This window comes from Sphingobium fluviale (assembly GCF_004122115.1).
Classification (GTDB): Bacteria; Pseudomonadota; Alphaproteobacteria; order Sphingomonadales; family Sphingomonadaceae; genus Sphingobium; species Sphingobium fluviale.
Genome location: NZ_SBKP01000001.1, coordinates 1 through 13,685, shown reverse-complemented (window position 1 = coordinate 13,685; position 13,685 = coordinate 1). Strand labels below are relative to the sequence as shown.

Here is a 13,685-nt window from a genome sequence, read left to right as displayed (position 1 = left end):
AGCATGTCATGAACAATTCCGACCTCGTTGACCAAATTGCAGCCGGCAACGGCATCACAAAGGCCGATGCCAAGAAGATTGTGGATTCCGTATTCGCTGCCATTGCTGATGCCGCCGCCAAGGGCGACGAGATCGCGTTGAATGGATTCGGCAAGTTCAAGGTGAAGCATACCGCAGCACGTGAGGGCCGCAGTCCGGCGACCGGCGAGACTATCAAGATCGCCGCGTCGAAGAAGCTCACCTTCTCTGCCGCCAAGGCGATCAAGGACAAGCTGAACGGGTGATCCCCCGTGGTCTGCGTTGTCCGGCAATTCGACTAACTTCAGGCAGTCTCGCGTCATGGGCGCGAGGCCGCTTGCCTATGAGCTTGAGCTGTTTTCGCTGGGGCAATAGCCACTTTTCCGTCAAATTCGCCATCTTAGTGGCTTCAGGCCGGCCAACCTCGTTTTTATCGTTTCGATATATTCGCGCCGAAGTATAGTCCGGGTGCTTCTTGGCCGCTCGACAGGGTTTCTGTTGGAAACCTCTCATGCATGCGGAGCGCCCTGGCAACCTTTTGCCCGATTTTTACGCCGAACGTTCGTCGTTCGGATTGTGTCTGACGTATGGTTTCGGGCAATCTCAAGTCCTGCCCGAGTTCGATCATGGATGGGGAAGGGGAGTCGGGGCAGAAGAAGTGGGCGTCGAGGTGCGCGGTGTCCTGATCAGTCTTCACCGTAGCAAGCAGGCGTCCCAGTGACGCGGTCGGTTCCACCGTATCGGGACAACCGCTCCTCCGATCAGCCAGTGCGCCATAGCCGGCGCTTCTCCGACGAGATCGTGGAAGAAGCCTGCAGGGTGTTCCAAAAGCGAACCGATCGGAAACTGACGCACGAAGACGGCCGCCAGATTCTCGAGAACCTTGTGGGCTTCTTTTCGACCCTGCACGAGTGGGATCATGCGAGCGCCAAGCCTCACCATGAAGGTGGACCGTCGAATTGAAGCGTCCCGGGTTTCCCGGAGGCTCCTATCTGTGAGAAGGAGCTATAATGAGCAACGCAAGGAACAAGTTTTCACCTGAGGTCCGCGAACGCGCGGTTCGGATGGTTGGTGAGCACCGTGCCGATTACGGTTCGGAATGGGCGGCAATGACCTCCATCGCTGGGAAGATCGGCTGCACTGCGGAAACGCTGCGTCGGTGGTGCCGTGAGGAGGCGAGCCGACGAACGGGGCCAGCGGCGCAAGCCGCTAGCGAACGGGAACGGCTCAAGCTTCTCGAACGCGAGGTGAAGGAGCTTCGCCGTGCCAACGAGATCCTGCGCAAGGCGTCGGCATATTTTGCGCAGGCGGAGCTCGACCGCCACGGCAAATGGTGATGTCGTTCATCGACGCTCATCACGAGGAACTGGGTATCGAGCCGATCTGCCGCGAACTGCGGGTCGCCCCATCGTCCTACCACGAGCACGCCGCAAGGCTTGCCGACCCTGACAAGCGCTCGGCGCGTACCCGGCGCGATGACGAGATCAAAGAGCAGATCAAGCGGGTCCACGATGCCAGCTTCGGCCTCTACGGCACCCGCAAAGTCTGGCACCAGCTGCGCCGCGATGGGATCGACGTCGCCAAGTGCACCGTGGAGCGGCTGATGCGCGCGATGGGCTTGGCAGGGATAAGGCGCGGTAAAGCCTGCGTTACCACCGTCAGTAATCCGAAGACACCGTGCCCGCTGGACAGGGTCAACCGTGCGTTCAAGGTCAAGCGGCCCAACGCGCTGTGGGTCGTCGACTTCACCTATGGTGCGCCTCGTCCCGGATGGTCCGGGGTGCATATGACTGGAATGCAAAGGAGAAAGGAGGAATTGAACGAACGCCTTGCCCCCTGCTGTGAGGGGGCATGAGCCCAAGCGGCGGTGACCTGCCGTCAACTGGCAGGGTGACGTAGCCCGCAGGTAAAGGGGATTGAGACGAAGCCGTTACGCCGAGATGGTCCCCGAGGCTGTAGCGCTGGAAGGTTGAGGAACACGAACCGGTTAATCCGCATCCGAGGGCTGAAATGTCGCCTTCGCCTACACGGCTTAACAGGCGGAATGCTGATGATGGCGCCGGAGACGTATGTCGGCGGCATCCGAATGCGGGCGTACATGTAGGTCGCCCGCAGGGAGCCATGGAGAGAATGCAGCCAGACCATGGCATCGGCATCGACTTGCGGGACGCAAGGACAAGGACTGCGACCGGCAGCCTCCCCAGCGCGCGAAAGTCCAGCATATGAACGAGGGAAGGCATGATGGAATGCCAAGGGAGTTGGCCCCGATGTCCACCATGCTGGCGGAGTCCCCGTAGTAGTCCGCGACAGGGAAAGCCTGTCACATGGCGAAGGGGGACAGTTCAATCTGCTTGAAGTGCAAACTACCTGACCAAACGAGGTGAAGACCTTTGATAATCAGTGAAATGCAGCACAAGCTCGCGACATGGGCCGAGAGCGATCCGAACCGCAGGTTCGACCGCCTACTCCGGCTCATTGCTGACAGGGCGTGGCTTGCCGAGGCGGCCCGGATCGTGCTGGCGTCTAGCGGCGCCAAAACCCCGGGCATCGACGGAATGGACAAGCAACGGATGCAGGCTGGACTGGCAGAACATCTGGCCAGTCTGCGGACGGATTTGCTGACGGGGAATTACGCCCCGCAGCCGGTCAGGCGAATCTATATCCCGAAAGCCAATGGCAAGAAACGTCCACTGGGTATCCCGACCCTGAAAGACCGCATCGTCCAACGTGCGATGCTGATGGCCATGGAACCGATCTGGGAGAGCGACTTCCATCGCCTCTCCTACGGCTTCCGGCCGGAGCGCAGCGTGCATCACGCTGTCCGGACAGTGAAGATACAGTTGCAGGATACTGGTGCCGGAACGCGGGGCCGCTGGATCATCGAAGGTGATCTGGCGAGCTACTTCGATACCGTCCACCACCGGCTTCTGCTTCGCTGCGTCCGGCAGCGTATCCGGGATGATCGGTTCGTCGATCTGCTCTGGCGGTTCCTGAAGGCAGGCCACATTGACCGTGGCCTGTTTGTCGCCTCAAGTGAAGGTGTTCCGCAAGGCGGCGTGCTGTCGCCGCTCCTGTCCAACATCATGCTCCATGAGTTTGATGCGTGGCTGGAGGCGAAATACCTGAGGGCCAAGGCGCGAAAGGATCGCTGGGCATGGAACTTCGGCATCCAGCAGGGACGCCCCATCACGGTTCGCGAGAACCGGCAATGGAAACCTGCTGTCGCCTACTGCCGCTACGCCGACGACTTCGTCGTCATCGTCAAGGGCACCAAGGCACATGCCGAGGCCATCCGCGAGGAATGCCGGGCCTTTCTGGAAGACGGCCTGAAGCTGACGTTGAATATGGACAAGACCCATATCACCCACGTCAACGACGGGTTCGTGTTCCTCGGGCACCGGATTATCCGCAGGCGGGGATCGAGCGGACGCATGTCCGTGGTCTCGACGATACCCAAGGAGAAAGCCAAGACCTTCGCTCGCCGACTGGTCGAGGCGCTCTCCGGCAATCATGAGGTTGCCGCGGTGGACATGATCGACAGCCTGAACCGCCAACTGGTGGGCTGGGCTGCGTTCTATAAGTTCACCGACTTCACGGCGCGCACATTCCGGCGCATCGACACCGTCGTGTTCTGGAAAATGGCGCACTGGTTGGCGCAGAAGTACCGATCCCGTATCAAGCCCTTGATGCGCAAATGGTACCGCGTGCCGACAATCGGCCAAGCAAAGACGTGGCTGATTTACGACCGGAGCAATCAGGGCAATGCCGTCGGCAAGGCGCTGCGACGACTGGTCACCAGCCAGAAGATGCAGTTCCGGTGGCGGAACCCGGAGCGAAATCCCTACATCTTCAGGGACGAACTCCGAAACACCGTCACTTCCCGCTATCATGATGTCGCCATGGCCATGGGCCAAGGTTGAATGGAGAGCCGTATGCGCTGAAAGGTGCACGTACGGTTCGGGGAGGGGAAGCGCTTATGCGCTTCCTACTCCACTTCATACCTGGACCGGCTTTGTCTACGTGGCCTTCGTGATCGACGCCTTCGCCCGGCGGATCGTAGGCTGGAAGGTCAGCACCAGCGCCACAGCAGGGTTCGTGCTGGATGCCCTGGAGCAGGCAATCCATGCGCGCAGGCCAAATGCCGAGGATGGCCTGATCCACCATAGCGACAGGGGTGTGCAATATCTGGCCATGAGCTACACCCAGCGGCTGTCCGAAGCCGAGCTGGTGCCCTCTGTGGGCAGTGTCGGTGACTCGTATGACAACGCCCTCGCCGAGACCATCAACGGCCTCTACAAGGCCGAAGTCATCTGGCGGCAACGATCATGGCCAAACGCTTCAGCGGTGGAAATGGCAACCCTGCGCTGGGTAGATTGGTTCAACCATCACCGCCTGTTTGGCCCAATCGGACACATCCCGCCCGCCGAGGCCGAAGCCAATTACTATGCAGCCACCGACAACCTCAATATGGTTGCATGACCCAAATGAAACCGCCTCCGGGAAACCCGGGACGCTTCAAATAACAAGATTCCCGGAACGGACGACTGATACTGTAGTTGATCGTGCGTTGTCGTTATGGCCGAGCAACCGATTTGGTTTGGAAGGCCACATTTCAGCTCGCGCAAGAAAGCTACTAACGTCATTGTTCCCAACCCGTTGATTGAGCCCGTATCTGGTTTGCGATACCGTCACCGACGGACTTGTGATGCCATGGGAGCTTGTCGCCAATCCCGCTCAGCCCTGAGCGTCGCAAGAGCAATGGCCTCGTGAGTGACGGGTGCGAGGTGCCTGCAACTGGAAGGAAATATCGACATGGCAACGGCGAGGTCGAAAACACGGGCGAAGCGCGAAGACATGCAGACGCCCAAGGCGGTCATCTACGCCCGGGTTTCGTCGCGCGAGCAGGAGCGCGAGGGCTTTTCGATTCCTGCCCAGCTCAAGCTGCTGCGCGAACACGCCGTCGCCAATGGGTTCGTCGTGGCTGGTGAATATGTCGATGTCGAAACGGCCAAGCAAAGTGGCCGGACCAGCTTCAACGAGATGATCCGGTTCTTGCGAAAGCGCAAGGTGATTAACACCGTTCTGGTCGAGAAGACTGACCGGCTCTACCGCAATCTCAAGGATTGGGTGACGATCGACGAACTGGATGCCGAGATCCACCTCGTGAAGGAGGGCGTTGTCCTGTCCCGGGAATCCCGATCGTCGGAAAAATTCATGCACGGCATCAAAGTGCTGATGGCGAAGAACTACATCGACAATCTCTCCGAAGAGGTCCGCAAGGGGATGCTGGAAAAGGCAGAGCAAGGCCTTTGGCCGAGCGCCGCGCCGTTCGGATACCGGAACGGCGTAGAGCCGGACGGCAAGAAAGTCATTGTGGTTGATCCCGACCAAGGGCCAACCATCGCCCGCATGTTCGAGTGGTATGCTACAGGCAACTATTCCCTGAAGGAAATCGGCGCCATGGCGCGGGGCGCCGGACTTGTCTATCGCAAGAGCGGACGTTCTGTTCCGGTCAGCACCGTGCATAAAATCCTGCGTAGTCGTCTCTATACGGGCGACTTCGAATGGTTGGGCAAGATTTACAAGGGCAGCCATCAAGCGCTGGTCAGCCTCGACCTGTGGCAATGCGCTCAGGACATTCTCGACGGCAGGAACAATGTCCGCCACGCCAAGACAGGCGGAGGCGTCAAGGATTTCGCATTCACCGGCCTGATCTCGTGTGGGCACTGCGGTTGCGCGCTGACCGCCGAGATCAAGAAGGGCAAATACATCTATTATCATTGCACGGGGTATCACGGGAAATGCCCGGAGCGTTTTGTCCGGGAAGAAGTTCTCGAAGAGCAATTCGCGACCATTCTGTCGCGGTTGCGGTTTGATGAGGACGTGTATGACCTTATCGTCAAGGCGCTTCGCGACGGCTACTCCGTTGAGAAGCGTGACCACGATGAGGCAGTGGCGCGTCTTCGTGCCGAGATCGACCGGCTACGGAACCGACTGGAAGGCGTCTACATCGACAAGCTTGATGGGGCCGTCAGCGACGACTTCTACCGCCGGATGTCGATCCAGTGGCGCGACGAGATTGATCGTTGCCAGCGTGACATGACCCGCCATCTGGATGCGAGTAGCGCCTATATGGACGAAGGGGTCGCTCTCCTTACTCTTGCGCGTAAGGCCCACAGGCTGTTCGAATCGCAAGCCTCTGTCGAGAAGCGCAGACTGGTGAATTTCGTACTATCGAACTGCATTTGGCAGCATGGTGAGTTGCGAGCGGAATACCGGCAACCATTTGATATGCTTGTTGAAATGTTCAGTCCACCGCCACCCTCTAATGAGGGCGACGGGGCTGAAATTCCGCAAATTGAGAATTGGTCGGGGAGAGAGGATTCGAACCTCCGGCCCCTGCCTCCCGAAGACAGTGCTCTACCAGGCTGAGCTACTCCCCGACCGGGCTGGAATCATACGATCCCCGCAAGGCAGGCGGCAGCCTATAGGGGGCGGGTGCCTGCGTGGCAAGGGCAAGTACGCAGTTTTCTGAAGCCTTGAGCAACCCCGATGAGCGAAAGCTGAAATATCGATCACGCGCCAGTATGATATGATCGAACAGGATCATGGAATGTGGCTGCAAACGGGCATGGAGACGCCGTGTCAGGGCAATATCCTGGCTGCTGGGGCGAGGGTCTCCGGAAGGGTGGGTGTGTACGAGCAAAACCAGCTTTGCTCTCGCCTGCGCGGCAGCGTCTACGATTTCCCGTATCGGCAGATGAACCCGCTGTGCCTCTCCTTCCATCGTCAGAGCGCCGACGGCCTCGATTGTTGGGCTAAGGAAAATCGCGGCCAGAACCTCGTTGGCGGATCCACGCAGCTCCAGCATCTCAACAATATGGGCAAACCAGTGCGGCGCATACATAGGCCGCAGTTGCACAATATGCTCCACTGACCGCCAGATATAGGATGATCCGATCTGCTTGGTGTCCTATAATAATTGCGCCATTATGGATGAGACTGAGCGCCCTTGACGATAGCTGCGCTCACGCGCAAGGAATGGTCGCATCTCTCGATAGGAATCCGTGCCCCATATGCCCCAGGCCGATCATTATGAGCAGCAATATCTCGATTTGATGCGCCGTATCTGGACCGAGGGGCACACGCGCACCGACCGGACCGGGGTAGGCACGCGCGCGCTATTTGGCGCGAGCATGCGCTTCTCTCTGGCCGACGATGCGGTGCCGTTGCTCACCACCAAGCGGGTCTATTGGAAGGCGGCGGCGCGGGAGATGCTGTGGTTCCTTACCGGCGACACCAATATTCGCGCGCTGGTGGCGCAGGGCGTGCATATATGGACGGATTGGCCGCTCGATACATATCGCCGTGCGACCGGGGAGCAGATCAGCCGCGACGATTTCGAGGCGCGGATCGTGGCGGATGAGGGGTTTGCCGCGCGCTGGGGCGATCTGGGACCGGTCTATGGCGCGCAGTGGGTGAACTGGCCGCGCTATGAGCCTGCGGGCGAGGGCGAGGGGCTGTATCGCCGCGCGAGCCAGGGGCATAACCAGATAGCTGCTCTGGTCGAGGGCATCCGCAGCAACCCCGGCTCACGCCGCCTGCTGTTTACCGGCTGGAATGTGGATGAGGTGGATAGCATGGCGCTGCCGCCGTGCCACATGACCTATCAGTTCCATGTCGCGGACGGGAAGCTTTCCGGCCTGCTGTTTCAGCGTAGCGCCGATTTCGTTCTTGGGGTGCCGTTCAACATTTTCGCTCTGGCGATGCTCACGCGCATGCTGGCGCAGCAATGCGACCTGAAGGCGGGGGAGATCGTCTGGCAGGGCGGCGATGTGCACCTCTATCTGAACCACGCGGAACTGGTGGAGGCGCAACTGGCGCGGACGCCCGCTGGCGCGCCGAAACTCCGCATCACCCGCAAGCCGCTGAGCATGTTCGACTATGCGATAGAGGATTTCGAGGTGGTGGACTATAGCCCGCAAGCCCACATCGCCGCGCCGGTTGCGGTATAGCGTCCTATCGGATTATAGGCTGATACCAGATGTTTGTGGATCAGTTATGGCATCCGCTGGCATGTGATCGTGAATGTGGTGCGATCCGACTTCTGAAGGCTATACAGCACCTATTGCCACACGTCTCTTCGCCATCTCTGACGCTTCCTCTGGGTGCCGAAGTGCGCTTCAATCTATTGTTTGGCGAAGTGCGCTTGCGGGAGCGCAAGATCATCCGGCAAAATTCATAAGGGCTTCCTGTCGTATATGTTCGGGCGGTGCCTGTTACCTGATACGGCCAGAGATTGCTTGTGCCAGCGCCTCCAGCGCTGTCGCATCTTCCGGTGTAAAGTGTCCGGGTTCCGGGCTGTCAAGATCAATCACAGCTATCACCGTGCCGTCATCATATACCGGCACCACCAGTTCTGAGCGGCTATCGGCATCGCATGCGATATGGCCGGGAAAGGCGTGAACATCTGGAACGAGTTGCGTCTTGCCGTTTGCCGCGGCAACGCCGCAGACGCCCCGATCGAGCGGGATTCGGATGCATGCCGGTTTGCCGATGAATGGACCCAGCACCAGTTCTCCCTCGATCATGCGATAGAAGCCTGCCCAGTTGAGGCCGGGCAAATACTGCCATATTAGCGCTGCGATATTCGCCATGTTCGCAATGCCATCCGCCTCGCCCTCTGTAATTGCCAGTGCAGCAGCGCGCAGTGCCTCATGGCGTTCGGACGGGGTAAGGTGGGCCTCGGAAGAGAAAACATACATGCCGGCACCTTTGAAAAGGAAGGGGGAGGTGATGAATGTCCCCTATCAGTTTCGCAGGGGGGCGTCCAACGTCAGTCGGCTGTCCAGCCCCCATCAACCACTATGCTCGTGCCGGTCATGAGAGCACTTGCGTCAGACGCAAGGAACAGCGCTGCACCCATTAAATCCTCGACATTGCCCAGACGACCCAGCTTGATCTTGGCAATTACGCTGGCCTTGAATTCCACATTCTCGAAAAACGGCCTGGTCATAGGCGTTTCGATGAAGGTAGGTGCGATCGTGTTCGACCGGATGCCATGGCTGGCGAGGTCTAGCGCGAATGTCTTGTTCATGCCCTCCAGCGCCCATTTCGAGGTGCAGTAGAGCGAGCGGTTCGGCCCGCCCACATGGCCCATTTGCGAACCAATGTGGATCAGGCTGCCCGCCACCCGCTCCTCGATCATCCGCTTGACGCAGGCCTGTGCCACGAAGAAGGCGGATTTGACATTGAGGTCAATGACCGCGTCATAATCCTCTTCTGTCACATCCCACATCGGCTTGGGACGATTGGTTCCGGCATTGTTGACAAGAATGTGATAGGCGGGGCGTTCTTCGAAAAATGCGGTGACAGCCGCAATATCGGATACATCGAGGATGGCCGCGTTTGCGATGCCGCCCGCTGCACGAATAGCCTCCGCCCCGGCTTCGATTTCGCTGGCTGTGCGGGCAACGAGCGTGACCGCGGCTCCGGCCTCGGCCATTGCCGCGGCGAGCGCCAGCCCGATGCCGCGCCCGGCCCCCGTCACGATTGCACGGCGACTATCAAGGCGGAAACTGGGTGTCTTGGGCAGATCCATTTTATTCTGCCTCGGCCAGCGGTTCGGCTCGACCTGCATAGGGAACGTCACGGTGACCATAGCGGCGCACGCGGATATTGGCCTGCTCGCCATGACCAGCAAAGCCCTCCAGCGCGCACAGACGGCTGCAATATTCACCGATCATCGCGGATGCCTCGTCTGTAAGCACCCGCTGATAGGTGCATGTCTTGAGGAATTTGCCCACCCACAGTCCGCCAGTATAGCGCGCCGCCTTTTTCGTCGGCAGCGTGTGGTTGGTGCCGATTACCTTGTCGCCATAGCTGACGTTGGTACGGTTGCCGAGAAACAGCGCGCCGTAATTGGTCATATTGGCGAGAAAATAATCCGGATCGCGGGTCATCACCTGGACATGCTCGGATGCGATCTCGTCGGCGATGCGCACCATCTCCTCGTCATTTTCCGCTACGATGACTTCGCCGTAGGTCTCCCATGCCTTGCGCGCGATTTCGGCGGTAGGAAGGATCTGAAGCAGGCGTTCGATCTCTGCCATCGTTTCGCGCGCCAGTTTTTCCGAAGTGGTGAGAAGGACAGCTGGGCTGTCTGGCCCATGCTCTGCCTGGCCCAACAAGTCCGTGGCGGCAAGTTCACCGTCACATCCGATTTCATCGGCAATGACGAGTGTTTCGGTGGGGCCTGCAAACAGATCAATGCCGACTCGACCGAACAGCTGTCGCTTGGCTTCCGCGACGAAAGCGTTGCCGGGGCCGACGAGTATGTCGACGGGCGCAATCGACTGGGTGCCGATGCCCATTGCTGCGACCGCCTGAATACCGCCGAGACAATAGATTTCGTCTGCGCCTGCCATGGCTTGTGCCGCGACGATCGCTGGCGCGGGCTTGCCGTTAAACGGCGGCGCGCAGGTGACAACGCGCGGCACGCCGGCGACCTTGGCCGTAATGACGCTCATATGTGCGGACGCGAGCAAGGGATATTTGCCGCCGGGCACATAGCAACCAGCCGCATTGAGGGGCAGATTTTTGTGACCCAGAACGATGCCGGGCAGTGTTTCGACCTCGACATCTTTCATTGAGTCGCGCTGGATGCGGGCGAAGTTGCGAACCTGGGTCTGTGCGAATTCGATGTCCTTGAGATCCTGACCGGAGAGCTGGTCTATGCAGTCCTGGATTTCGCTTTGGCTAAGGCGGTAGCTCTCGCGATCCCACTTGTCGAATTTGACGGATAATTCGCGCACCGCCTCGTCGCCGCGCGCCTCAATGTCGGCAAGTATAGCTTCAACGGTGTCACGCACAGAGCGGTCACGATCCGCCTTCGCCTCCGCCGTTGCTCCTCTTTTCAGATAGACTGCCATCGTTCATTCCTTGTGCTGATTGCAATGCATACGTATGCAAAAACATAGCGCGTCAGAGCAGGCGGTCAAGCAGAATTGCGGATGATCAGTTCTCCGGGCACCACAACGGCGCGCTCACCTTCGCTTTCCCCCGCGATAAACGCGACTGCATGGGCGACCATGCGGTCTATTGGCTGGGAGTAAGTGGTGAGCGAAAAGCTGGGCCACGCCGCCATTGATATATTGTCGAAACCCGCCACCGCGCACTGCCTTCCCGGCTCGATGCCGAATTCTGTTCGCAGCGTTTCGATGGCAGCAATCGCCATCATGTCGTTGGCGCAGAACAGGGCGTCAGGGCGCTCAGCCCCGGCGGCGAAAAGCTCGCGAGTCGCCTCTATCGCACCCTGTCTGCTATAATGGCCGACGACGCGGCGCGGCTCTGGTATGCCCGTGCCAGACATGGCGGCCATGAACGCTGCTTCGCGTTGGCGGCTGGTGGAGCTGTCGTCATAGCCTGCCATGAACGCAACCCGCGCTCGGCCGGTGTTCAAAAAATGCTGTGCGATGGCTGTGGCTCCTGCTGTGTTGTCACCAGTTACCGCGAAGGCCTCATGCTCTTCCTCTGTCGTGCGGTTGAACATCACCACCGGGATATTGGACCGCGCGCACTCGGCCACGAGCTTGGATGACAGGTTCACGGCCATCAGGATGACAGCGCTCACCTGATAGCTGAGCAGTTCGGCGACTTGTTCGTCGACAGTCGCGTTGGTCTTGGCGGTAAACAGCAAGATGCGAAGGCCGCGGCCCTCGAAATCTTCCGAGAAACGATCGAGAGCATGAGCGAAAAAGGGGTTCTCGAATTGGCCGAAGACCACGCCGACGACCTTGGACGTGCCCTTAATGAGCGACCGGGCGAGGATGTTCGGACGATAGCCAAGCTCGTTCGCGGCGGCGATGATTTTGTCGCGCTTGTCGGGAGAGATACTGGCCCCGACAGTAAATGCGCGTGACACAGCGGACTGCGATACGCCGGCGAGCCGTGCAACGTCATGTGCCGTGGGAGTACGGAAGGAATGGTCTTCGCTCATGTGCGAGCTTCTATCTGGTTCATGCAGAACGACAACCGGAAGTTGCATTTTTGTCGCAGATAGCCGTTAGGGGGTGCTGTTGAGGATAAATTCTAACATATTGAAATTATGTATGATTGTTACGATCCCTGCTTAATTAATAGTATATAACCTATGCCTCCTATAATTTTTATCGCGATAGACCAAGGGTATTGGCAGGTTTACTTACTATAGCTGCACAGAGGTTGAGTGCCCCGTTTGCGTGGGCAGTTGCCGTTAATTTTGCGTGCGGCATGCAGGCTGTGATCGACGCAGCTGCTGGCCGGTTTAGAAACTGGAAGGGGAGGGTTATGAATAACCGCATTAAAAATAGTCTGCGTTTGGCAGGCAGCACATCGGCGCGCAAATTGTCATGCGCTCTGATGGTTTGTACGGGCCTTACGCCACTTTACGCCATTGCGCAGGACGCCCCTGCTCCGGCGGCCGCAACGGAAGAAGTGGAGGCGACGCAGCTTCAGGATATCGTCGTGACCGCCCAGCGCCGTGAACAGCGGCTTCAGGACGTTCCCGTTGCCGTGACGGCGTTCAGCGGCGCCACTTTGCAGGCTAGCGGCATCGAGAATGTGAAGGATCTGGCCCATGTCGATCCTTCGCTGAACTTTGGTCAGGTCGTTGGCGTCTATCTGCCGTTCTTGCGCGGCATCGGTAACCCGGCGGGCGGCAACCTCGGCAACGAGTCGAGTGTGCCCGTTTACATTGACGATATGTACTACACCCGTCTCTCGACCGCCTATCTGGCTATCAACAGCATCGAGCGCGTCGAGGTGCTGAAGGGTCCGCAGGGTACGCTGTTCGGCCGCAACTCATCGGGTGGCGCTATCCAGATGTTCACGAAGGATCCAGGCCGGGATACCGAAGTCAGCGGGTCGCTTGGCTATGCGAACTATGATCGCCTGAGCGGCCAGTTGTATGTGTCGGCTCCTATTGGTGACACACTGGCGTGGAATTTGTCTGTTGCGGGAACTGATCAGCGCGATGGTTGGGGCAAGAGCCTGTCGGCCGGCCATGATATTTTCACGGAAAAATTCGCCACTATCCGCTCCAAGCTGCTGTGGGAGCCTTCAGATGCGACCCGCGTGAAGCTGACCGGTTTTTATGCCTACACCAAGGGCGACATCGGCATGGTGAACGATCGCCATAGCGGAACATATGCGTCTTCGGCGAATGTCGTTGCACCGGGCTATCCAAATCCGCCGGTTCGTCTCCCCTCGCTTGCAGATGTTCCGGGCAAAAATTTTTACAATACCCGAAATGATCTTCCGCAGTTCAACAGGGAAGAAGGCTATGGCGCCACCCTCCGCGTTGATCAGGAGCTGGGCTTCGCGGACCTCGTGTCGATCACCGGCTTTCGGTATTCCGAAGGCACGATCCGGCTGGACGCTGATATTACTGGCCAGAGCCTGCTGCACGGTGATCTGAACCATGAAGACCGCCAGTTTTCTCAGGAATTCCAGCTAAAGTCGAAGCGTGGCAGCAGCATTGAATGGATTTTGGGAACCTATTTGTTGATTTTCATTGAGAGTTGACCCGGTGTTTTCACTGAGAAGTGACCCGTCTTGTGATTATGTTTCGATTAATTCCTGTGGGTCAAGATAGTGCTTTCTCCTTTTTGGGTTTTGCCTGCTGGGCA

General features: G+C 58.7%; 11 protein-coding genes, 1 tRNA gene, 3 pseudogenes and 1 other annotated feature. Of the genes and pseudogenes, 8 read left to right on the top strand and 7 right to left on the bottom strand.

Going from position 1 to position 13,685, the window contains the following annotated elements; translation table 11 throughout:
• Positions 1-8 precede the first annotated feature (8 nt).
• The 6 genes and pseudogenes from EQG66_RS00080 to EQG66_RS15750 form a co-directional block, all read left to right on the top strand.
• On the top strand, positions 9-284 hold the full coding sequence (locus tag EQG66_RS00080) for an HU family DNA-binding protein (RefSeq protein ID WP_129402533.1): 276 nt from the start codon (positions 9-11) through the stop codon (positions 282-284).
• Between the two features lie 451 nt (positions 285-735).
• Positions 736-981 carry a hypothetical protein gene (locus EQG66_RS00075; protein ID WP_129402532.1) on the top strand — a complete coding sequence of 82 codons (246 nt, stop codon included), beginning with the start codon at positions 736-738 and terminating at the stop codon, positions 979-981.
• Between the two features lie 47 nt (positions 982-1,028).
• Positions 1,029-1,771 (top strand): annotated as a pseudogene (locus EQG66_RS00070) (IS3 family transposase); the annotation flags it as partial.
• Positions 1,310-1,424, top strand: a sequence feature (AL1L pseudoknot). Its footprint overlaps the pseudogene before it by 115 nt.
• A gap of 652 nt (positions 1,772-2,423) precedes the next feature.
• Positions 2,424-3,938, top strand: coding sequence for a group II intron reverse transcriptase/maturase (ltrA, locus tag EQG66_RS00065; RefSeq protein ID WP_129402531.1), 1,515 nt, complete (start codon positions 2,424-2,426; stop codon positions 3,936-3,938).
• A 67-nt stretch (positions 3,939-4,005) separates the two neighbouring features.
• Positions 4,006-4,497, top strand: a pseudogene (locus EQG66_RS00060) (DDE-type integrase/transposase/recombinase); the annotation flags it as partial.
• A gap of 333 nt (positions 4,498-4,830) precedes the next feature.
• Positions 4,831-5,808, top strand: a pseudogene (locus tag EQG66_RS15750) (recombinase family protein); the annotation flags it as partial.
• 192 nt (positions 5,809-6,000) lie between these two features.
• Here EQG66_RS15750 and EQG66_RS00045 read toward each other — a convergent pair.
• The 3 genes from EQG66_RS00045 to EQG66_RS00035 all read right to left on the bottom strand — a co-directional run bounded on the left by EQG66_RS00045 (position 6,001) and on the right by EQG66_RS00035 (position 6,940).
• On the bottom strand, positions 6,001-6,213 hold the full coding sequence (locus tag EQG66_RS00045) for a hypothetical protein (protein ID WP_129402530.1): 213 nt from the start codon (positions 6,211-6,213) through the stop codon (positions 6,001-6,003).
• A 171-nt stretch (positions 6,214-6,384) separates the two neighbouring features.
• Positions 6,385-6,461, bottom strand: a tRNA-Pro gene (locus EQG66_RS00040).
• Positions 6,452-6,940, bottom strand: coding sequence for a JAB domain-containing protein (locus EQG66_RS00035; protein ID WP_129402529.1), 489 nt, complete (start codon positions 6,938-6,940; stop codon positions 6,452-6,454). The genes EQG66_RS00040 and EQG66_RS00035 overlap by 10 nt, the downstream gene beginning before the upstream one ends.
• A 154-nt stretch (positions 6,941-7,094) precedes the next feature.
• On the opposite strand from EQG66_RS00035, the gene thyA reads away from it, so the two are divergent.
• Positions 7,095-8,033, top strand: a complete 939-nt coding sequence (gene thyA / locus EQG66_RS00030) for a thymidylate synthase (RefSeq protein WP_129402528.1) — start codon at positions 7,095-7,097, stop codon at positions 8,031-8,033.
• Between the two features lie 264 nt (positions 8,034-8,297).
• On the opposite strand, the gene EQG66_RS00025 is transcribed toward thyA, so the two are convergent.
• From EQG66_RS00025 to EQG66_RS00010, 4 genes are all read right to left on the bottom strand, one after another.
• Positions 8,298-8,783 (bottom strand): GAF domain-containing protein, encoded by a 486-nt coding sequence (locus EQG66_RS00025; RefSeq protein ID WP_129402527.1) that lies wholly within the window; start codon positions 8,781-8,783, stop codon positions 8,298-8,300.
• 71 nt (positions 8,784-8,854) lie between these two features.
• Positions 8,855-9,619: an SDR family NAD(P)-dependent oxidoreductase gene (locus tag EQG66_RS00020; protein ID WP_129402526.1), complete on the bottom strand. Its 765-nt coding sequence runs from the start codon at positions 9,617-9,619 to the stop codon at positions 8,855-8,857.
• Between the two features lies 1 nt (position 9,620).
• Positions 9,621-10,949 (bottom strand): histidinol dehydrogenase, encoded by a 1,329-nt coding sequence (gene hisD, locus EQG66_RS00015; protein WP_129402525.1) that lies wholly within the window; start codon positions 10,947-10,949, stop codon positions 9,621-9,623.
• 65 nt (positions 10,950-11,014) lie between these two features.
• Complete coding sequence (locus tag EQG66_RS00010) at positions 11,015-12,016, bottom strand: LacI family DNA-binding transcriptional regulator (protein ID WP_164975546.1); 1,002 nt, start codon at positions 12,014-12,016, stop codon at positions 11,015-11,017.
• A gap of 329 nt (positions 12,017-12,345) precedes the next feature.
• On the opposite strand from EQG66_RS00010, the gene EQG66_RS00005 reads away from it, so the two are divergent.
• Positions 12,346-13,581 (top strand): TonB-dependent receptor, encoded by a 1,236-nt coding sequence (locus EQG66_RS00005; RefSeq protein WP_164975545.1) that lies wholly within the window; start codon positions 12,346-12,348, stop codon positions 13,579-13,581.
• Positions 13,582-13,685: the final 104 nt, after the last annotated feature.